The organism is Inhella sp., assembly GCF_041912635.1.
GTDB lineage: Bacteria > Pseudomonadota > Gammaproteobacteria > Burkholderiales > Burkholderiaceae_C > Inhella.
Genome location: NZ_JAYRMO010000003.1, coordinates 97,721 through 116,595, shown reverse-complemented (window position 1 = coordinate 116,595; position 18,875 = coordinate 97,721). Strand labels below are relative to the sequence as shown.

15 protein-coding genes are annotated in these 18,875 nt (G+C 71.5%); 10 read left to right on the top strand and 5 right to left on the bottom strand.

Going from position 1 to position 18,875, the window contains the following annotated elements; translation table 11 throughout:
- Nucleotides 1–139 precede the first annotated feature (139 nt).
- Genes ACE3QP_RS02635 through ACE3QP_RS02610 form a run of 6 tightly spaced genes read left to right on the top strand, consistent with a single transcriptional unit; the run spans nucleotide 140 to nucleotide 7,205 of the window.
- Entirely contained in the window at nucleotides 140–553 is a 414-nt protein-coding gene (locus ACE3QP_RS02635; RefSeq protein WP_374433362.1) for a DUF2141 domain-containing protein, read from the top strand.
- Between the two features lie 9 nt (nucleotides 554–562).
- On the top strand, nucleotides 563–2,059 hold the full coding sequence (locus ACE3QP_RS02630) for a carotenoid oxygenase family protein (RefSeq protein ID WP_374433361.1): 1,497 nt from the start codon (nucleotides 563–565) through the stop codon (nucleotides 2,057–2,059).
- 32 nt (nucleotides 2,060–2,091) lie between these two features.
- Complete coding sequence (gene rpiA, locus ACE3QP_RS02625) at nucleotides 2,092–2,754, top strand: ribose-5-phosphate isomerase RpiA (RefSeq protein WP_374433360.1); 663 nt, start codon at nucleotides 2,092–2,094, stop codon at nucleotides 2,752–2,754.
- Nucleotides 2,755–2,773: 19 nt separating this feature from the next.
- Complete coding sequence (locus ACE3QP_RS02620) at nucleotides 2,774–3,940, top strand: acyl-CoA dehydrogenase family protein (protein WP_374433358.1); 1,167 nt, start codon at nucleotides 2,774–2,776, stop codon at nucleotides 3,938–3,940.
- Complete coding sequence (locus ACE3QP_RS02615; protein ID WP_374433356.1) at nucleotides 3,940–5,154, top strand: acetyl-CoA C-acetyltransferase; 1,215 nt, start codon at nucleotides 3,940–3,942, stop codon at nucleotides 5,152–5,154. The genes ACE3QP_RS02620 and ACE3QP_RS02615 overlap by 1 nt, the downstream gene beginning before the upstream one ends.
- Nucleotides 5,154–7,205: a 3-hydroxyacyl-CoA dehydrogenase NAD-binding domain-containing protein gene (locus ACE3QP_RS02610; RefSeq protein ID WP_374433355.1), complete on the top strand. Its 2,052-nt coding sequence runs from the start codon at nucleotides 5,154–5,156 to the stop codon at nucleotides 7,203–7,205. Before ACE3QP_RS02615 ends, ACE3QP_RS02610 begins: the two co-directional genes overlap by 1 nt.
- A 46-nt stretch (nucleotides 7,206–7,251) precedes the next feature.
- Here ACE3QP_RS02610 and ACE3QP_RS02605 read toward each other — a convergent pair whose 3' ends face one another.
- The 3 genes from ACE3QP_RS02605 to ACE3QP_RS02595 form a co-directional block, all read right to left on the bottom strand.
- A complete protein-coding gene (locus tag ACE3QP_RS02605) occupies nucleotides 7,252–8,652 on the bottom strand; it encodes a YdgA family protein (protein WP_374433353.1) in 1,401 nt (466 codons plus the stop codon).
- A gap of 119 nt (nucleotides 8,653–8,771) precedes the next feature.
- Nucleotides 8,772–9,758, bottom strand: coding sequence for a 2-dehydropantoate 2-reductase (locus ACE3QP_RS02600; protein WP_374433351.1), 987 nt, complete (start codon nucleotides 9,756–9,758; stop codon nucleotides 8,772–8,774).
- Nucleotides 9,755–10,297 carry a DUF962 domain-containing protein gene (locus ACE3QP_RS02595; protein WP_374433348.1) on the bottom strand — a complete coding sequence of 181 codons (543 nt, stop codon included), beginning with the start codon at nucleotides 10,295–10,297 and terminating at the stop codon, nucleotides 9,755–9,757. The genes ACE3QP_RS02600 and ACE3QP_RS02595 overlap by 4 nt, the downstream gene beginning before the upstream one ends.
- 71 nt (nucleotides 10,298–10,368) lie before the next feature.
- Between ACE3QP_RS02595 and ACE3QP_RS02590 the strand changes: the two genes are divergently transcribed.
- Entirely contained in the window at nucleotides 10,369–11,043 is a 675-nt protein-coding gene (locus tag ACE3QP_RS02590) for a Crp/Fnr family transcriptional regulator (protein WP_374433347.1), read from the top strand.
- Here the strand turns inward: ACE3QP_RS02590 and mnmC are convergent.
- Nucleotides 11,034–12,947, bottom strand: coding sequence for an FAD-dependent 5-carboxymethylaminomethyl-2-thiouridine(34) oxidoreductase MnmC (gene mnmC / locus ACE3QP_RS02585; RefSeq protein ID WP_374433345.1), 1,914 nt, complete (start codon nucleotides 12,945–12,947; stop codon nucleotides 11,034–11,036). The genes ACE3QP_RS02590 and mnmC overlap by 10 nt on opposite strands.
- Before the next feature lie 19 nt (nucleotides 12,948–12,966).
- Here mnmC and ACE3QP_RS02580 point away from each other — a divergent pair, with 19 nt between their 5' ends.
- A complete protein-coding gene (locus ACE3QP_RS02580) occupies nucleotides 12,967–13,875 on the top strand; it encodes a CoA transferase (RefSeq protein ID WP_374433343.1) in 909 nt (302 codons plus the stop codon).
- Between the two features lie 11 nt (nucleotides 13,876–13,886).
- Nucleotides 13,887–14,681 (top strand): DUF2189 domain-containing protein, encoded by a 795-nt coding sequence (locus ACE3QP_RS02575; RefSeq protein WP_374433341.1) that lies wholly within the window; start codon nucleotides 13,887–13,889, stop codon nucleotides 14,679–14,681.
- A 32-nt stretch (nucleotides 14,682–14,713) separates the two neighbouring features.
- On the opposite strand, the gene ACE3QP_RS02570 is transcribed toward ACE3QP_RS02575, so the two are convergent.
- Nucleotides 14,714–16,195: a DEAD/DEAH box helicase gene (locus tag ACE3QP_RS02570; RefSeq protein WP_374433340.1), complete on the bottom strand. Its 1,482-nt coding sequence runs from the start codon at nucleotides 16,193–16,195 to the stop codon at nucleotides 14,714–14,716.
- A 229-nt stretch (nucleotides 16,196–16,424) separates the two neighbouring features.
- Between ACE3QP_RS02570 and ACE3QP_RS02565 the strand changes: the two genes are divergently transcribed.
- Nucleotides 16,425–18,833, top strand: a complete 2,409-nt coding sequence (locus tag ACE3QP_RS02565) for a putative bifunctional diguanylate cyclase/phosphodiesterase (protein ID WP_374433338.1) — start codon at nucleotides 16,425–16,427, stop codon at nucleotides 18,831–18,833.
- The last annotated feature ends 42 nt before the right edge of the window (nucleotides 18,834–18,875 follow it).

The window sequence follows — 18,875 nt, the reverse complement described above, 5'->3', positions numbered from 1 at the left end:
GTCTGGGTAGTGCTGCGCCGCGGCCGCGCTTTGGGCTCCGTGGGCGCCGCGCGGGCCCCTTGGGTCGCTGCCCGGTGGGCGCCGGCGCGGCGTTTTTGCACCATGGCGGCCATCGCAACCCAACCCCGATGGAGCCCCCATGTTCAAGCGCCTCGTTCTTCCCCTTCTGCTGGCCAGCACCGGCCTGGCCCAGGCCGCCAGCCTGGAACTCACCGTCACCGGCCTGAACCGCACCGAGGGCCATGTGCTCGTGGCGGTGTACGACCAGGCCGAGCTCTGGCTCAAGGGCAAGCCCTTGCGCAGCGCCCGCGCCAAGGTCGAAGGCACCGAGATCACGCTGCAGCTGGACGATCTGCCCGAGGGTGCCGTGCTGGCCCTCAGCGTGGTGCACGACCTGAACGACAACAAGCGCCTGGACATGAACGTCATCGGCATGCCCACCGAGCCCTACGGCTTCAGCAACAACGCCGCGGGCAATTTCGGCCCGCCCAGCTTCGAGGCCGCCAAGTTCGTGCTCAGCGGCAGCGCCAAGCACCAGATCAAGCTGAACTGAGGCCGGGTCATGCTGACGCGTCGCTCACTTCTGCAGGCCGCCGCGGCCCTGCCCGCGGCCGCCCTGGCGCCCGCCTGGGCCACCGGCGATGGCCTGGTCCGCACGTCCTTCGGCGGCGCCCCCGAGCTGCAGCCGCTGCGCGGCTGGCTGGATGGGCAGGACCGCCTGGCCGAGGGCCTGCGCCTGCAGGGCCGCTGGCCCGCTGAACTGCGCGGCACCCTGTACCGCAACGGTCCGGGTCTGATGGAGCGCGCCGGCCAGCGCTACCGCCATTGGTTCGATGGCGATGGCCTGGTGCAGGCCTGGCACCTGGGTGCGCAGGGCTTCAGCCACCAGGCGCGCTTCGTGCGCACGCCCAAGTTCGTGGCGGAGCAGGAGGCCGGCGAGTTCCTGCTGCCGGCCTTCGGCACCGCCGTGCCGGCCAAGCGGCCCCTGCGGCGCAGCGACGACGTCAACACCGCCAACACCAGCGTGATGCTGCAGGGCGGGCGCCTGTATGCGCTGTGGGAGGGCGGCTCAGCCACCGAGCTGGACCCGCAAACCCTGCACACCAGGGGTCCGCAGACCTGGGCGCCCGAACTGCAGGGCATGCCCTTCAGCGCCCACCCCAAACGCGAGCCCGACGGCCGCTTGTGGAACTTCGGTAGCTTCGGCGGCAAGCTGGTGATCTACGAGATCGATGCCACGGGCGGCCTGAAGCGCTGGAAGCTGCTGGACATGGCCGTGCCGGCCATGCTGCATGACTTCGCTATCACCGAGCGCTACCTGGTCTTCCTGCTGCCGCCGCTGAGTCTGGACCTCGCCGCCGTCAGGGCCGGCCGCTCCATGGTGGGTGCCATGCGTTGGCAGGCCGAGCAAGGCAACCGGGTGCTGGTGATCGACAAGGCGGACCTGAGCGTGCGTGCCCAGCTGCAGATGCCGGCCGAGCTGGTCTTTCACTTCGGCAATGCCTGGGACGATGGTCAGGGCGTGATCCGGCTGGACTACGTGCATGCCGACATCGACGAGTTCCTGGACGGCCGCTTCAACACCATGCTCCAGGGCCAGCGCCCCGAGGCCTTTGGCGAGAGCGGTCCGCGCCTGCTGCGCATCGACCTGCCGCGCCAGCGCCTGGATTTGGTCAAGCGCGAGGAGACCACCGAGTTCCCGCAGGTGGACCCGCGCGTGGTGGCGCGCCGCTACCGCTACGTCTATGCGCCCGCGCGGCATGGTCTGGCGCCCGGCTGGGGCTTCAACGCCGTGCAGCGGCTGGACCTGGAGCGCGGCGCCGTGGAGCGCTTTGTGTTCCCGCGCGAGGTGGTGATCGAGGAGCAGCTGCTGGTGCCCAAGCCCGGCAGCCGCCGCGAGGGCCAGGGTTGGCTGCTGGGCACGGGCTTTGACGTGGCGCGCCAGCGCAGCTTCTGCACGGTGTTCGATGCCGAGGCGCTCAGCGCTGGCCCACTCGCCACCGTGTGGCTGCCCTATTGGGCGCCTCTGGGTTTCCACGGGGCCTTCGTGCCCAGCTGAGCCGGGCAGGGGCCGGGCCACAATCCCGGCCCATGGACCAAAACGCACTCAAGCGCCAGGTGGCTCAGGCCGCGCTGGCATATGTGGAACCCGGCTCCGTGCTGGGCGTGGGCACCGGCTCGACGGTGGATCTGTTCATCGAGGCCCTGGCTGCCAGCGGCATCCGCTTGGCCGGCGCGGTCTCCAGCTCGGAGCGCTCCACCAAGGCCCTGGCCGCGGCCGGCATCACCGTGCTGGAAGCCGGCCTGGTCGAGTCGCTCGCCACCTACATCGACGGGGCCGACGAAATCGACCCGCGCGGGAACATGATCAAGGGCGGCGGAGCCGCGCTGACGCGCGAGAAGATCGTCGCCGACTTGGCCGGGCGCTTCGTCTGCATCGCCGACGCCAGCAAGTGCGTGGATGTGCTGGGCGCCTTCCCGCTCCCGGTGGAAATCATCCCGATGGCCGCGCCCCGGCTGATCCGCCGCTTTGCCGCCCTGGGCGGCCAGGCTGCCTTGCGCGCCGGCTGCGTGACCGACAACGGCCAGCACATCCTGGACGTGCGCGGGCTGAAGATCAGCGACCCGCTGGCCATGGAGGCCGAGGTCAGCCAGTGGCCGGGCGTCGTTACCGTGGGCATCTTTGCGCGCCACCGCGCCAAGGTGGCGCTGATCGGTGCGCCCGAGGGCGTGCGCACCTTGAACTTCGACTGACCTCCAGGAGACCGCCGCGATGCTCCCGCTCTTCCCATCCCCCTGGCTGAGCGAGGAGCACCAGCTCCTGGCCGACGCCGCCGCGCGCTTCTTCGCCGAGCGCTGGGTGCCCCACCAGGCCGAGTGGCGCGCCGCCGGCCTGATGCCGCGCAGCGCCTGGCGTGACGCCGGTGCACAGGGCTTTCTGTGTGCCGGCATGCCCGAGGAATACGGTGGCGGCGGCGGTGACATCGGCCACGAGGCCGTGCTGGCGCTGGAGCAGGCGCGGGCCAATATCTCCGGCTTTGGCGGGCCGCTGCACTCGGTCATCGTGGCGCCCTACTTGCTGCACCATGGATCCGAAGCTCAGAAGCGCCGCTGGCTGCCGCGCATGGCGCAGGGCGAATTGATCGGCGCCATCGCCATGACCGAGCCGGGCGCGGGCTCGGACCTGCAGGGCGTCAAGACCCATGCCCGGCGCGACGGCGAGCACTACGTGCTGAACGGCTCCAAGACCTTCATCACCAATGGCCAGAACGCCAATCTGATCATCGTGGTCTGCAAGACCGACCCCAGCCAGGGCGCCAAGGGCGTCTCGCTGCTGGTGGTGGAAACCGAGGACGAAGCCGGCAACCCGGTGCCCGGCTTCAAGCGCGGCCGCAATCTGGACAAGATCGGCATGCACGCGCAGGACACCTCGGAGCTGTTCTTCGACGACCTGCGGGTGCCCGCCGACAACCTGCTGGGCCAGCGCGAAGGGCAGGGCTTCTTCCAGCTGATGCAGGAACTGCCGCAAGAGCGCCTGCTGATCGCCCTGCAGGCCGTGGGTGCGATGGAGCGCGGCTTGGCCGAGGCGCTCGCCTACACCAAGGAGCGCAAGGCCTTCGGCAAGTCGATCTGGGAGTTCCAAAACACGCGTTTCAAGCTGGCCGAGGTGCAGGCCCAGGTGATTGCCGCGCGCGCCACCGTGGATGCGGCCCTGGTGGCGCACCTGAAGGGCGAACTGGATGCGGCCCGCGCCGCCCTGCTCAAGGCTTGGACCACCGACCTGGCCTGCCAGATGCTGGACGAATGCCTGCAACTGCACGGTGGCTACGGCTACATGCTGGAGTACCCGATCGCCGAGCTCTGGGCCGACGCGCGCGTCGCGCGCATCTACGGCGGCACGAACGAGATCATGAAAGAGCTAGCTTCAAGGTCCATGTGATGAAGACCGCCTTCGACGCTTACCTCTACGACCACGTTCGCACCCCGCGCGGGCGCGGCAAGGCCGGTGGCAGCCTGAACCAGGCCAGCCCGGTGTGGCTGCTGCGCGGCCTGCTGCAGGCCCTGGCCCGGCGCAACCACCTGGACACCGCCCTGGTGGACGACCTGGTGCTGGGCTGCGTGACCCCGCTGGGCGAGCAGGGTGCCGACATCGCCCGCACCGCGGTGCTGGACGCCGGCTGGGCGCAAACGGTGGCTGGTGTCACGCAGAGCCGCTTCTGTGCCTCCGGCCTCGAATCCATCAACCTGGCGGCCGCCAAGGTCGCCAGCGGCTTCGAGCAGCTGGTGGTGGCCGGCGGCGTGGAGAGCATGAGCCGCGTGCCGATGGGCAGCGACGGCGGGGCCTGGGTGCTGGACCCGCGCGTCAATCAGGCCCTCGGCTTCATTCCGCAGGGCATCAGCGCCGACCTGATCGCCACGCTGGAAGGCTTCACGCGCGAGCAGCTCGATGCCTACGCCGCCGGCTCGCACCAGCGTGCCGCCGCCGCGCAGGCAGCCGGCAACTTCAAGCGCAGCCTCGTGCCGGTGCATGACATCGCCGGCCTCTTGATGCTGGACCGCGACGAAACCGTGCGGCCGGACACCACGGTCGAGAGCCTGGCCAAGCTCAAGCCCAGTTTTGCCGCCATGGGCGCGATGGGCTTTGACGCCACGGCGCGCCGCCGCTATCCGCAGGCCGAGGCCATTCAGCATGTGCACCACGCCGGCAACAGCAGCGGCATCGTCGATGGCGCGGCGCTGATGCTGGTGGGCTCCAAGGCCGGCGGTGCCCGTGCCGGGCTGCGCGCCCGCGCCCATGTGCGCGCCGCGGCCGTCATCGGCTCCGAGCCCAGCATCATGCTGACGGGCCCCACGCCGGCCTGCCACAAGGCCCTGGCCCAGGCCGGCATGAGGGCAGCCGACATCGACCTCTGGGAGATCAACGAGGCCTTCGCCGCCGTGCCGCTCAAGACCATGCGCGACCTGGAGCTGGACCCGGCGCGCGTCAACGTCAACGGCGGCGCCATCGCGCTCGGCCACCCGCTCGGCGCCACCGGCTGCATGTTGCTGGGCACGGTGCTGGACGAGCTGGAGCGCCGCCATCTCGCCACCGCCTGCGTCACGCTCTGCGTGGGCGGCGGCATGGGCATCGCCGCGGTGATTGAGAGAGTCTGATGATCCACGCCGAACTTTTGGACGACGGCCTGCTGCTGGCCCGGCTCGACCACCCGGGCAAGGCCAATGTGTTCGATGCGGCGCTGGGCGAGGCCTTCGCCGCGCTGGTCGAGCGGGTGTGCGGCGCCGAGAGCGTGCGCGGCCTGATCCTGGCCAGCGCCAAGCCGGACTTCCTGCTCGGCGCCGACATCGAGCTGCTGCGCACCCTGGACAGCGCGCCCAAGGCCTTCGAGGCCACGATGGCCTTCAAGGCCGAGCTGCGCCGGCTGGAGCGCTGCGGCAAGCCGGTGGTCGCGATCGTCAACGGCCAAGCCCTGGGCGCGGGATTCGAGATCGCGCTGGCCTGCCACGCCCGCATCGGCCTGGTGGACACCGTGCTGGCCCTGCCCGAGGTGCGCCTGGGCCTGCTGCCGGCCGGCGGTGGCACGCAGCGCCTGCCGCGCCTGGTGGGCCAGGCCACGGCCTTGCCCTGGTTGCTGGAAGGCACGCGCATCCGCGCGGCGCAGGCCCAGGAATCGGGGCTGCTGGAGGCCGTTGCCGCGAGCGCGGAGGACGCGCTGGCCCTGGCCCGTGCCTGGGCGCTGGCGCACCCGCAGCCCGAACAGCCCTGGGACCGCAAAGGCTGGCGCTACCCTGGCGGCGGCTCGGCCCGCCAGGGCGAGCTTTGGGCCATCGCGCCCTCAATGGCAAGCGACAAGGGCGGCACCCAGCTGCCCAATCTCACCCACATCCTCTCCTGCGTCTTCGAGGGCGGCCTGCTGGGCATTGACGCCGCGCTGGAGCTGGAAAGCCGCTACTTCGCGGCCTGCGCCACCAGCGCACCGGCGCGCGCCCTGCTGGGCCTGTGGCTGGAGCAGCGCGAGGTGCAGCACGGCGCGGCGCGCCCGGCCGTGCCGGTGCACCGCGTGCATCGACTGGGTGTCATCGGCGCCGGCATGATGGGGGCGGGCATCGCCCATGTGGCGGCCAAGGCCGGTATCGAGGTGGTGCTGCTGGACAGCCAGCAGGCCCTGGCCGAGCGCGGCAAGGCCCATGCGGAACAGCAACTGAAGCGCCTGCCCGAGGCGGAGCGCCAGGCGGTGCTGGCGCGCATCGAGCCCACGACCAATTTCGTCGCCCTGCGCGGCTGCGACCTCGTGATCGAGGCGGTGTTCGAACAGCGCAGCGTCAAGACCGAGGTGATCCACAAGGCCGAGGCGCATCTGGACGCCGACACCGTGTTCGGCTCCAACACCTCCACGCTGCCGATCGGCTCGCTGGCCCAGGCCAGCAGCGCGCCCGAGCGCTTTGTCGGCATCCACTTCTTCTCGCCGGTGGAAAAGATGCCGCTGGTGGAGATCATCCGCGGCCCGCGCACCGGCGATGCCGCGCTGGCCCTGGCCTTTGACCTGACGCGTCAGCTGGGCAAGACCGCCATCGTGGTGAACGACGGCCGCGGTTTCTACACCAGCCGCTGCTTTGGCACCTATCTGCTCGAGGCCTGCGCGATGGTGCTGGAGGGCGTGCCCGCTGCGGTGGTGGAAGCCGCCGGGCGCCAGGCCGGCATGCCGATGCCGCCGCTGGCCCTGCACGACGAGGTGAGCCTGAGCCTGACCCTGGCGGTGGACGCCCAGACGCGCACTGACCTGGGCGCCGCCGCGCCGGCCCCGCACCCTGGCCTGGCGCTGGTGCAGGAGCTGGTGGCCGCCGGTCGTGTGGGCCGCAAGGCCGGGCAGGGCTTCTACGACTACGAGGGTGGCAAGAAGCTCTGGGCCGGTTTGGCCCGGCATGCGAAGCCCGCCAGCTGGGATCTGGACGAACTGGCCCAGCGCTTGCTGGACGTGCAGATGCTCGAAGCCCTGCGCTGCCTGCACGAGGGTGTGCTGGGCTCGGTGGCCGAGGGCAATGTCGGGGCCGTGCTGGGCTGGGGCTTTGCGCCGCACACCGGCGGGACGCTGCAGGCCGTGCAGGCGCAGGGGCTGGCGGCCTTTCTGCAGCGCTGCGCCGGGCGGGCGGCGCGGCTGGGCGCGCGCTGGCAGCCCGAACCCGGCCTGGCGCAGTTGTCGCTCTGAAAGAAAGAAGGCGGCCCGCAGGCCGCCTTCCAAAGGTCAGAGACGCTTACTGAGCCTGCGGTTCCGCCGGGGGCGGGGCCAGTTCGGGCTGCGGGCCCATGCCCGGCAGGGGGATGGGCTTGCCATTGACCTTCATCGTGCCTCCGCTCATCTCCATCTCGGCGCTGATGAGCTCACCCTCGCGGCGGACGAAGCCGCGCTCCACTGCCTGGTCCAGCTGCGCGCTCAGCACCTCCGGCGGCATGTCCTTGCCGCTGGCCTTGAGCATCTGCTCGATGAAGCCCAGCGGCAGCTTGCCGGCCATCTTGAACTGGGCCTTCTTCATCAGCACGGGCGCCAGCGCCGGGGCCTTCAGGTCCTCGGCCGTCACGCCCTGGGTGCCGATCGAGTAGCTGAACTCGGCGCTGCGGCCGCCCATCGTCAACTTGAACTCGTCCACGCTCATCGAGGGGTTGTGCGGCAGCAAGGTCAGCAGCGGGGCCATCAGGCGTTCGGCCTCGGCCTGCGGGTTTTTGCTGCTCTGGCAGCCCTGGCTCCAAGCGCCGCGCACGAAGTCGGTCCAGCCCTTGGCCTGCAGACGCTGCATGCGCCCCTTCATGCCGATGGACTCCAGCGTGACACCGGCGACCTCGGCCTTGCCCTGCAGATTGAACTCGGCGCTGAACAGTTGATCGGCCACGCGACCATCTTGCTGATAGGCCACATCAGTCCAGGCAAAGAGGGTGCGGGCCTGGCCGTCCGGGCCGGGGGCTTCGAAGCGCATCGCCTTCATCACGCCCTTGCCCTTGCCGTTCAGCGCCCACCAAGTGGGGGCCAGGCCCTCGCCTTCGAACTCGGCGCCTTCGATGACGGCCTTGAAGCCCTTGGTGGGGGACTCGATCACATAGCCCGGCAGCTTGCCGGTGTAGCGCGCGCTGCCGTCCTTGTTCAGCTGCAGATTGGCGTCGAGGCCCTGGAACTTCAGGCTCATCTCGGCGTCGGGCTTGATCGTGAAGGCTGAGACCAGCAGGCGGCTGTTGCTGGCGCCGTCAAAGCCCACGCTGGTGCGCAGGCTCACGGGCACTTCGTCCATGCCGATCTTCTTCAGTTCGGCGCGGTCGGCGTCGCTGAGCACCAGCTTGCTGTCGATGCGGGCGGCGCCAAAGCCGCCAAAGCCGGGCAGCGGGCCATGCTGGATCTGGTCTTGCCAGACCATGGTGTGCACCTTGTCCTTGCCGCCTTGCTCGGGGCCGCAGCCGAACTCCAGTTCGAGCGTGCGGGTCGCGCTCATGAAGCCCTTCTGGTAGTCGACCTTGCGGATGCGGATGGGCGACTGGGTGTGGGCACGCAGGCTCTCGGCCTGCAGGATCATTTCGGTCTTGACGCGGCCGCCGCTGTAGGCGGTGGCGCCGGCCCACAGGCCGGCCAGCACGGCCATGGCGATCGCGGCCTTCACGGGGGTGTTCATACCCTCTCCCTGAGCAGTGGAAAAAGCGCCGGATTGTGGCGGCGCCCCCGGTGGGCCCCGGCGTGCCGGCAGACTTCTTACGCCTGCTTACAAACTCGGGGCGCGCGGCGTGAAGACGGTCACGCCCCCAGGCGCTGGCGCAGGGCCTGGGCGCTGAGCGGCTGGGGCTGGGCAGCGGAGAGCAGTTCCACCATCAGGCGCTGGCGTGGCGCCTGCAGGCCCTGGGCCTGGGCCAGGCGCAGCACGGCGCCGCACAGGGCATCGATCTCCGTCGGGCGGCCGGCGGCGAGGTCGTCGGCCATGCTGGAGCGTGCCTGGGCGTCGATGCGCAGCATGCGTGCGGCCAGGCGCTCGAACAGGGGCGTGGGCAGGCGCATCAGCGCCGGCAGCCAGCCCGGGGGCAGGGGCGTCAGGCGGGCCGGGCGGATGCCCGCGGCGCGCAGCACCTGCAAGGCCTCGGACATCAGTGCCGCGGTACAGGCGCGCCAGTCGGCATCGAGCAGCTGCGCGCGCAGCGGCAGGCCGGAGAGGGCGTTGACGGGGTTGTTCAGATTCAGCAGCAGCTTGGCCCACTGCACGGCGCTCATGTCGCGGTGCAGTTGCAAGGGCAGGGCGGCGCGCTCGAACAGGGCCTGCCAGGGCTGAAGCGCAGGAGCTTCCTGCGCCGCCAGCTGTCCGCTGCTGCCCCGGTGCCAGTGCCCGGGGCCGACGTGGGCCACGTTGAAGGGCACCATGCCCGCCAGCACGCGCGCCTGCGGTGCCACCTGTTGCGCCAGCCGGGCGTTGTCCACGCCGTTCTGCAGCGACAGCACCGGCGTGCCGCTCGGCAGCGCCAAGTCCGCCAGGGCCGAGGCGGTGGCGCCGGACTTCACGCACAGCAGCACCAGTCCCGGCACGCCGGGGGGTGCCGCCTCATGCCACTGCAGCGCGGCCAGCCGGTGCTCGGGGCCTTCCAGATCGGTGAGAAGCAGGCCGCCGGCCTGGGCGATCTCGTCACGCAGCCGGGCGCGGCCAATGAAGTGCACATTGGCACCGGCGGCCGTCAGGCGGCCCCCCACGAAGAGGCCGATGGCCCCGGCGCCCAGCACCCAGATGGGCGCGTTCATCCCGCCTGCACGGCGGCGGGCCCGCTGCGCGTCGGGCCCACTTGGGCCTCGATGGCGGCCAGAAGGGGCTTGCCCCAGCCCAGCGCGAACAGCGCTTCCGCCACCACGAACATCGGCCCGACCAGCAAACCGACCAGATCGTCCACAAAGGCCGGCTTGCGGCCCTCGTACTTGTGGCCGATGAACTGGATCACCCAGCCGACGACGAAGAGCCCGATGCCCCAGCCCAGCCACTGCGGGGTGGCCAGCGTGGCCACCGGCAGGGCCAGGGCCGTGAGCAGCAGGTTGACGAGGCTGGTGGCCGCGCCGAGCACGAGCTCCCCGCGCGTCAGGTACCAGAGCGCACTGAACAGCCACACCAGATGGATGGGCGTGAGCGCCAGCCCCGCCAGCTCGAAGCCCGGCCGCGCCAGCAGGATGGCCAGGGCGTAGACGATCAGCGGGATGCCGATGAAGTGGGTGGCGATGTTGCGGCGGTCACGGTGGTACGCGGCGTACATCGCCAGCAGGTCGAGCGCGGGGCGGAAGGGCGAGGCCATGGTCTTGCTCCAGGTCAAGAGGTCTGCATGCTAGGTTTCGCACCTGCCCTTGACTGTCCGGATTCCGACAAATGGCGCTGGTTGAAACCCTTGCCCGGGATGCCTGGTTCGCACGCTGCAGCCCGGCCCTGCAGCAGTTGCTGGTGGCGCACGGCCACGAGCTGGCCCTGGGCGCGGGGCAGCTGCTGTTCCGGCGCGGCGATGCCGAGGCCGATCTGTGCTGCGTGCTCGAAGGCGCGCTGCGCGTGGGCAGCCTGCGCGCCGATGGCCGCGAGGCCCTGCTGGCGCGCGTGGAGCCGGTGCAGTGGTTCGGCGAGATCGCCCTGATCGACGGGCAGGCGCGCACCCACGATACCGTGGCGGAAGGGGCCGCGCGCGTGTGGCGCGTGCCCGCCGCCCGCCTGGTGCCGGCGCTGGATGCGCAGCCGCAGCTGTGGCGTGAGGTGGCGCAGCTGGCCTGCGTCAAGCTGCGCCTGATGTTCGAGGCGCTGGAAGACATCGCCCTGCTGCCCCTGGCCGCCCGGCTGGCCAAGCGCCTGCTGCTGCAGGCGCAGGCCTATGGCAGCCGCAGCGCGCAGCCCCGCCTGCGCCTGGCCCAGGAGCACCTGGCGCTGATGCTCGGGGTGAGCCGGCAGTCCGTGAACAAGGCGCTGGGCGAGCTGGAGGCGCAGGGCCTGCTGCGCCGCCACTATGGCGAAATCGAGCTGCTGGACGTGGCGGCGCTGCAGCGTCTGGCTCAGGACTGACGCACCTTTCGGACGGCGAATCGCGCCGGATCCACGGCATCGATGAGGCCGCGCTCCACCGGGGCCGGCAGGCCCAGCGCCAGCGCGGCGGCCAGTTCGCCCGCCAGCTGCGCCCAGGTGATGCCGCGCGAGGCCAGCGCACCGCAGACCACCAGCCCAGGGTGGCGCGGCCAGTGCGCGGCCTGGGTGGCGCGGTGGCGCGGTGCGCCGCAGGGCAGGCCGCCGATGAGGGGCAGCTTGTCCGGTGCCAGCAGGCGCCAGCCCACGCGGCCCTGCAGCGGCCGCTCGCCCGCATCCGCCACGCCGCAAAGCCGCTGCCAGACCGCCAGGTTGTGCTGGTGGTCGGCCTCCCGCAGTGCCGGGTCGGAGTCGTCCAGGCTGCTGGTGGCGCCGCACACCAGGCGGCCGTCCGGCAGCGCCAGCACGTAGCCGCCGCCCGCCACCGGCAGGCGCGGGCGCGGGCCGGGCGCGCCGGCATCCAGCCAGCTCACCTGGCCGCGCTGCGGCTGCAGCAAACCGGCCAGCTCGGGGTCCAGCCCCCGCAGCAGTTCGGGCAGGCGGTGGCCGCAGGCCAGCACCAGCAGCTCGGTGCGGGCGATCTCGCGGCCCTGCTCGTCCAGCACCCGCCAGTGCGGTGCCTGCCACTGCAGGGTCTGGGCGTGCTCCCCCAGGCGCAGCGTGCAGCCCGCCAGGCGGCTGCGCACCCAGTCGGCCGGGCACAGCGCGCCGCCGCCGGGGTAGTGCCAGGCACTCTGGGCCAGGGGCAGGGCGCTCAGGCCCGCCACGGCCTGGGCGTCCAGGGCCTGCAGGTAGTCGGCCGGCAGGGCCTGGCGGGCCAGCAGTTCGGCCAGCGCGGCCGGGTTCGCATCGCCAGCCAGGCGCAGCAGGCCATGCTGCACCCAAGGCAGGCCCTGCAGCCCTTGCGCGGCACGCAGCGCGGCGGCGCGATTCCAGCGCGCGTGCGGGCCGTCGTCGGCATGCACGCTGCCGTGGAACAGCCCGCCGGGGTTGCCGCTGGCGCCCTGCGCGGGCGCGCCGGCGGCATCCAGCACCGTCACCGCCAGGCCTTCGGCGCGCAGGGCGGCGGCGCAGGCCGCACCGGCCAGGCCGGCGCCCAGCACCAGGGCCTCGCGCGCCTGCGGCGCCAGGGCGGTGTGCGCGGCCGGGCGCGGCGGCTGGAAGCGCGGCGCGAAGCGGGCCTGGAGGCGCTGAGCCTTGCCGCCGAAGCCCGGCACGCGCTGCACCTCGAAGCCCGCCTGGGTCAGGGCATTGCGGGTGGCGCGTGCCACGCTCCAGGTGGCGGCGCCTGCCCCCGGGCGCGCCAGCCGGCCCAGGGTCTGCAGGGTGCGGGCGTCCCACATGGCGGGGTTGCGGTCGGGCGCGAAGCCATCCAGGAAGAAGGCGTCCACCTCGGCGCGAAAGGCTGGCAGCGTGCTGCTGATGTCGCCCAGCGCGAGCAGGAGGCTCACGGCGCCGTTCTCGAAGTCCAGCCGGTGCAGTCCCGGCGCCAGCGGCGGCCAGGCCGCCACCAGGCGCCCGGCCAGTTCCGCGAGCTCCGAGCCGGCATGGGCGGCGGCCAGCTCGGCCCGCTGCAGCGGGTAGCGCTCCAGGCTCAGGAAGAACAGGCGGCGCGGGCGTTGCGGGTCCGCCCGCCAGGCCTGCCAGGTGGCGAGGAAGTTGTTGCCCAGGCCGAAGCCGGTTTCCAGGATGACGAACTGCGCACGCTCGCGCCAGGCTTCGGGCAGGCCATTGCCCTGCAGAAAGACCTCGCGCGCCTGCGCCAGCGCGCCGGCACGCGAGGCGTAGCCGTCCTGAAAGCGCTCGGAGCGCCAGTGCCGGGGGTCTTCGGTGTTCAGTGCTGCCGGCTCCAGCGGCGGCGGGATCTTGGGGGTGGGGGAGGGCATCTGCCTATCATCCCCGAGCATGTCCTCCCCCCGCTTTCGCCCCCTGCGCGGCCTGCGCATCCTCAGCCTGGGTCTGAACCTGCCGGCCCCCGTGGCCCTGCAGGCCTGCCGCGCCCTGGGCGCGCAGGCACGCAAGCTCGAACCGCCGGCCGGCGACCCGGTGGCCACCTTCGCGCCGGCGCTCTACCAGGCCCTGCATGAAGGCGTGAAGGTGCTGCGCCTGGACCTGAAGCAGTCTGCCGGTCAGGCCGCGCTGCAGCGCGAGCTGGCGCGCAGCGATGTGCTGCTCAGCTCCTTTCGCCCCAGCGCCTTGCAACGCCTCGGGCTGGGCTGGCGCACGCTGCAGCGCCAGCACTCGCAGCTCTGGCAGGTGGCCATCGTGGGCGGCTGCGGCAGTCGTGCCGAGGAGGCCGGCCACGACCTGACCTACCAGGCCGAGGAGGGCCTGCTGCCCCCCGCCGGCCTACCGCGCACCCTGCTGGCCGACATGGGCGGCGCCGAGCAGGCGGTGCAGGCCGTGCTGCAGGCGGCGCTGGGCCGCGCCCAGGGCGCCCGGCCGCGCCGCCTGGAGGTGGGCCTGGCCGACGCCGCCCGCGCCCTGGCCGCCCCGCTGCGCTGGGGCCTGACGGCGCCCGGCGGCCTGCTCGGCGGTGCCCACGCGCTCTACCAGGTGCTGCCCTGTCAGGACGGCCGGGTGGCGCTGGCTGCCCTGGAGCCGCACTTCGCGCAGCGCCTGGCCGATCTGATCGGCCTGCCTCCGGCGTCCGCCGCCGCCTGGCTGCGCCCCGAGCGGCATCAGGCCGTGGCCGCCTGGTGCCTGGGGAAGACCCGGGCCGAGTTGCGTGAATTGGCGCAGCGCCTGGACCTGCCTTTGGTGGTTTGTCCCGATGCGCCGGAAGCCGTGCGCGGAGACCCTCGCGCGCCATGAGCGACGCGACCATGTCTGAACCCCATTCCACCCCCCAAGCCCCTTCCGAGCCTGCCCCGCCGCCCGGCGCCTTCAGCGTCACCCTGCGTCCGCTCGCCTGGGGCGCGCCCTTCCAATGGCTGCGCCTGGGCCTGCGCGACTTCCTGCGCGCCCCCTTCATCGGCCTCTTTTTCGGCTGCGCCTTCATGGTGATGGGCTGGGCGCTGCTGAAGGTGTACGAGCACGCGCCCGCCTACGTGCTGGCGCTGGCGGCGGGCTTCCTGCTGGTGGGCCCGGTGCTCTGCCTGGGCCTGTACCGCGTCAGCCAATGCCTGGAGCGCGGCGAGCGGCCGGACTTCGGCGACGCGCTGCTGGCCTTCGAGACCCGCATCGGCCCGCTGGCCCTGTTCGGTATGGTGCTGCTGGTGCTGGAGATGGTCTGGGGCCGCGCCGCCCTGGTGGTGTTTGCCGTCAGCTTTGATGGCATGCCGGACTTCAAGGGTTCACTGCTGGCCCTGGTGAACCCCGAGAACCTGGGTTTCATCGTGGCCTACCTGGGCGTGGGCGCGGTGTTTGCCGGCCTGATCTACGCCATCAGCGTGGTGTCCATCCCGATGCTGCTGGATCGCCCGGTGGACGCCGTCACGGCCGCGCTGACCAGCCTGCGCCTGGTGCTCACGCAGCCCGGCGTGATGCTGCTCTGGGGCGCCCTGGTGACGCTGCTGATCGGCCTGGCCCTGCTGCCCTGGTTTGCCGGCCTGTCGGTGCTGGCGCCGGTGATCGGCCATGCCAGCTGGCATGCCTACCGGGCTGCCGTGGGGGAATGAAAAAAGGCGCCCGCGGGCGCCTTTGATGCTGCTTACTCGCCGCGCGGCGGACGCCCGCCGAGCAGGGCGGCGGGCTTGCCGCCACCACCGGAGCGCGGGCGGTTGTCCGGACGCGGTGTCGGGCGACCTTGGCCTTGCCCTTGCCCATGGGCGGGCTTGGCCGCCGCGGGGCGCTGACCCTGCGGCGCCGGGCCGCGGCCGGGCTGGGCCGGACGGCCTTGCGCCGGCTTGGGCTGACCCCCGTGGCCGTGCGTGCTGCCTTGCGGGCGCGGAGCGCCCTGGCCGGAGCGGCCGCTCGGGCGCGGGGCGCTGCTGCGGGCCGGGCCGCGCACGCCGATGGTCTGGCGACCGATCTGGATCGGTTCGGCGCGCTCGGTGCTCGGCACTTCGAAGCCCGGCAGGGTTTCGCGCGGCAGGCTGCGCTTGATCAGGCGCTCGATGTCCTTGAGGAACAGCTCTTCGTCCGGGCAGACCAGGGAGAGCGCCTCGCCCTCGCAGCCGGCGCGGCCGGTGCGGCCGATGCGGTGCACATAGTCCTCGGGCACGTTCGGCAGCTCGAAGTTGACGACATGGGGCAGCTCGTCGATGTCGATGCCGCGCGCCGCGATGTCGGTGGCCACCAGCACCTGCAGGGTGCCGGCCTTGAACTCGGCCAGGGCCTTGGTGCGCGCGCCCTGGCTCTTGTTGCCGTGGATGGCCATGGCGGTGATGCCCTGCTTGTCCAGGAACTCGGCCAGGCGGTTGGCGCCATGCTTCATGCGCGTGAACACCAGCACCTGGTGCCAGTCGTTCTTGCTGATCAGCTCGGCCAGCAGGTCCTTCTTGCGCTCACGACCAGTCCAGTAGACGCGCTGGCTGACCGTGTCGGCGGTGGCGTTGCGGCGCGCCACCTCGATCAGCTGGGGCGACTTCAGCAGACGGTCGGCCAGGGCCTTGATGTCGTCGCTGAAGGTGGCGCTGAACAGCAGGCTCTGCTTGCTGGCGGGCAGCAGGGCCAGCACCTTTTTGATGTCATGGATGAAGCCCATGTCGAGCATGCGGTCGGCTTCGTCCAGCACCAGGATCTCGACCTGGCTCAGGTCGAGGTGGCGCTGCTGGTGGATGTCCAGCAGGCGGCCGGGGGTGGCCACCAGGATGTCGACGCCACGACGCAGGCCGTCGATCTGGGGGTGCATGCCGACGCCGCCGAAGATCACCATGGACTTCAGCGGCAGATGCTTGCCATAGGCGCGCACGTTCTCTTCCACCTGGGCGGCGAGTTCGCGGGTGGGGGTCAGCACCAGGGCGCGCACGACGCGCTTCGCACCGGGCTTCTGGCTCTGCATCAGGCGATGCAGCATGGGCAGTGTGAAGCCGGCGGTCTTGCCGGTGCCCGTTTGGGCGCCGGCCATCAGGTCGCCGCCGCTCAGCACCATCGGGATGGCCTGACGTTGGATGGGGGTCGGGGTCTCGTAACCCTGTTCGCGCACGGCGCGCAGGATCGGCTCGGCCAGGCCGAGATCAGCAAAACTCATGGGATTTTGGAGGGCCCGGGATGCCGGGCGTCGCACCGTTCGCAAGCCCTGGGGAGGGCAGGCGCCGTCACGGCGGTGCAGGGTTCAGCGGATGCGTGAATGCAGGCTGCGTACCAGACGGCTGAGGGGCCGCAGCGGGGCGCAGTGTAGGCGAGTTGCGGGAACGGCCCGGGTTTGTACGCCCTCCATGCGCTCCGGCGCCGTGACGGGCTGCCGCTAGAGTGCACGCATGGTGTCGGTTCAGAGGGCCCGGCGGCGCGAAAGCGCGCTGTTCGAGGGCTGGTGGAATGAGCAGCGCCGTCTCTGGTCCGCTACGGACGATGAGACGGCGCGCACGCGCGCTCGCCACGTCGAAGCCACGCTGCAGTTGGCCCCCTGGACGATGAGCGGCACCCTCCTGGGCACCCTGTGCACCGTGCTGCTGCTTTGGAACGCGGTCGCCCCCTGGGGCCTGGCCGCCTGGGGCGCCACGATGACGGCCATTGCGCTGACCGGCCTGAGCGGCTGGTGGCGTTCGCGGCCGCGCCGCCTGAGCCGCTGCGGCCCGCGGGTGGTGCAGCGCGCCACGGCGCACGCGGCGCTGCTCGCGCTGGGTTGGGCCAGCCTGGGCGTGTTCTGGTTTGCCGGCCTGGGCCATGAGTTGCAGCTCTGGGTGGCCGTGGTGCTGACGGGCATGATGTGCGGCGGTGCCGTGGCGCTGGCCTTGCTGCCTTCGGCGGCACTGGTGTACCTGGTGCTGATCACCCTGGGCTCGCTGATTGCTCTGGGGCGCTCGGACCTGAACTTGGCGCTCGCGCTGCAGTTCCTGTGCCTGCTTTACGCCCTGATCCTGGCGGTGGCCGTGGCTTCGGCGGCGCATCTGTATTCGCGGCGCCTGATCTCCGAGCAGGAGGCCACGCGCCAGGGCGAGGTGGTGGGGCTGCTGCTGCGCGATTTCGAGGAAAGCAGCTCCGATGTGCTCTGGGAGATCGACCGCCAAGGCCGCTTTGCTCACCCCTCCAAGCGCCTGGCTCAGCTGCTGGAGCGGCCGCTGGACAAGCTCGGTCAGATCGGCCTCCTGCAGGTGCTGCGTTCGCTGCAGCAGGAGGGCTCGGCCGGCGTGGACCGTCTGCAGCAGGCGTTTGACCGCGGCGAGGCCTTCCGGGATCAGGTGGTGCGCGTGCAGCTGGCGCAGGGGCCGCGCTGGTGGTCGGTGACGGCCAAGCCGCTGACCGATGAGCATGGCCATCTGCGCGGTTGGCGCGGCGTGCTGGCCGATGTGACGGCGGCTCGCCAATCCCACCAGCACCTGGCCTACCTGGCCCATTTCGATGCCCTGACTGGCCTGGCCAATCGCGTCAGCCTGCGCAACCGCCTGGCCCAGGCCGTGGAAGCCGGCGGCGGCCGCAGCGCCTTGCTGTGCATGGACCTGGACAACTTCAAGACCATCAACGACACCCATGGTCACAGCCTGGGGGATGCAGTCCTGCAAGAGGTAGCCCAGCGCTTGCGTGCACACATGCGCAAATCTGACCTCTGTGGCCGCCTCGGGGGCGACGAGTTTGCCGTGGTGCTGGACGACATCCGTTCCGACGACGAGGCCCTGGCCCTGGCGCACCGCCTTGTGGCGGCCATGCGCGTGCCGGTGGAAGTTCAGGGTGTGGTGGTGGCGGGGGGCGTCAGCATCGGTCTGGCCTTCTTGCCCGACCACGCGCAGACGGTGGATGAGGCCCTGGTGGCGGCCGACCTGGCGCTCTATGCCGCCAAGGCCAGCGGCCGCGGGCGGGTCGAGAGCTTCACCGACGAGCTGGGCGCCAGCCAGCGCCGCCGCATCACCATCGAGCGCGAGCTGCGCGAGGCGCTGGCGCGCAACGAACTGGTGGTGCATTACCAGCCCCAGGTGGATCTGCGCACCTGGACGATCCGCAGCGCCGAGGCCCTGGTGCGCTGGAACCACCCGACGCTGGGTTCGGTTTCGCCGTCCGAGTTCGTGCCCGTGGCCGAGGAAACCGGCCTGATCCACAACATCGGCGCCTGGGTGCTGGCCAAGGCCTGTTCCGATGCCCGCCATCTGCTGCCCGATCTGCGCATTGCCGTGAACGCCTCGGCCGCCCAGGTGCAGCGCGCCGGCTTCGTGAACGAGCTGCGCCAGCTGCTGAACCGCTACGAGCTCAAGCCCTCGCAGCTGGAGGTGGAAATCACCGAGTCTTTGCTGATGGAGGACATTGCGGTGGCGCTGGAGAACCTGCACGCCATCAAGCAGCTGGGCGTGCGCATCGCGCTGGACGACTTCGGCACCGGCTATTCCTCGCTCGCCTACCTGCGCCGCTTCCCCTTCGACAAGCTCAAGATCGACCGCGCCTTCATCCGCGAGCTGCTGAGCACCAGCGATGCGCGCGCCATCGTGCGCACCATCCTGCAGCTGGCCCGCGTGCTGGGCATGGACACGGTGGCCGAGGGTGTGGAAGAACCGGCGCAGCTGGAGGTGCTCAGCCATGTGGGCTGCGCCGCCATCCAGGGCTTCCTGGTGGCCCGGCCCATGCCGGCCGAGCAGCTGGTGGACCTGATCGCCCGCTGGGACAGCCTGCCGCGCCCGTCGTCGGACGGCAACCTGCCCGAATCCGTGATGGCGGAGCTGCATCCGGCGCTGCCGCGATAATCCCGGGCAATTCCGGCCGCCACCCCAGGCGGCCGCCGTTTT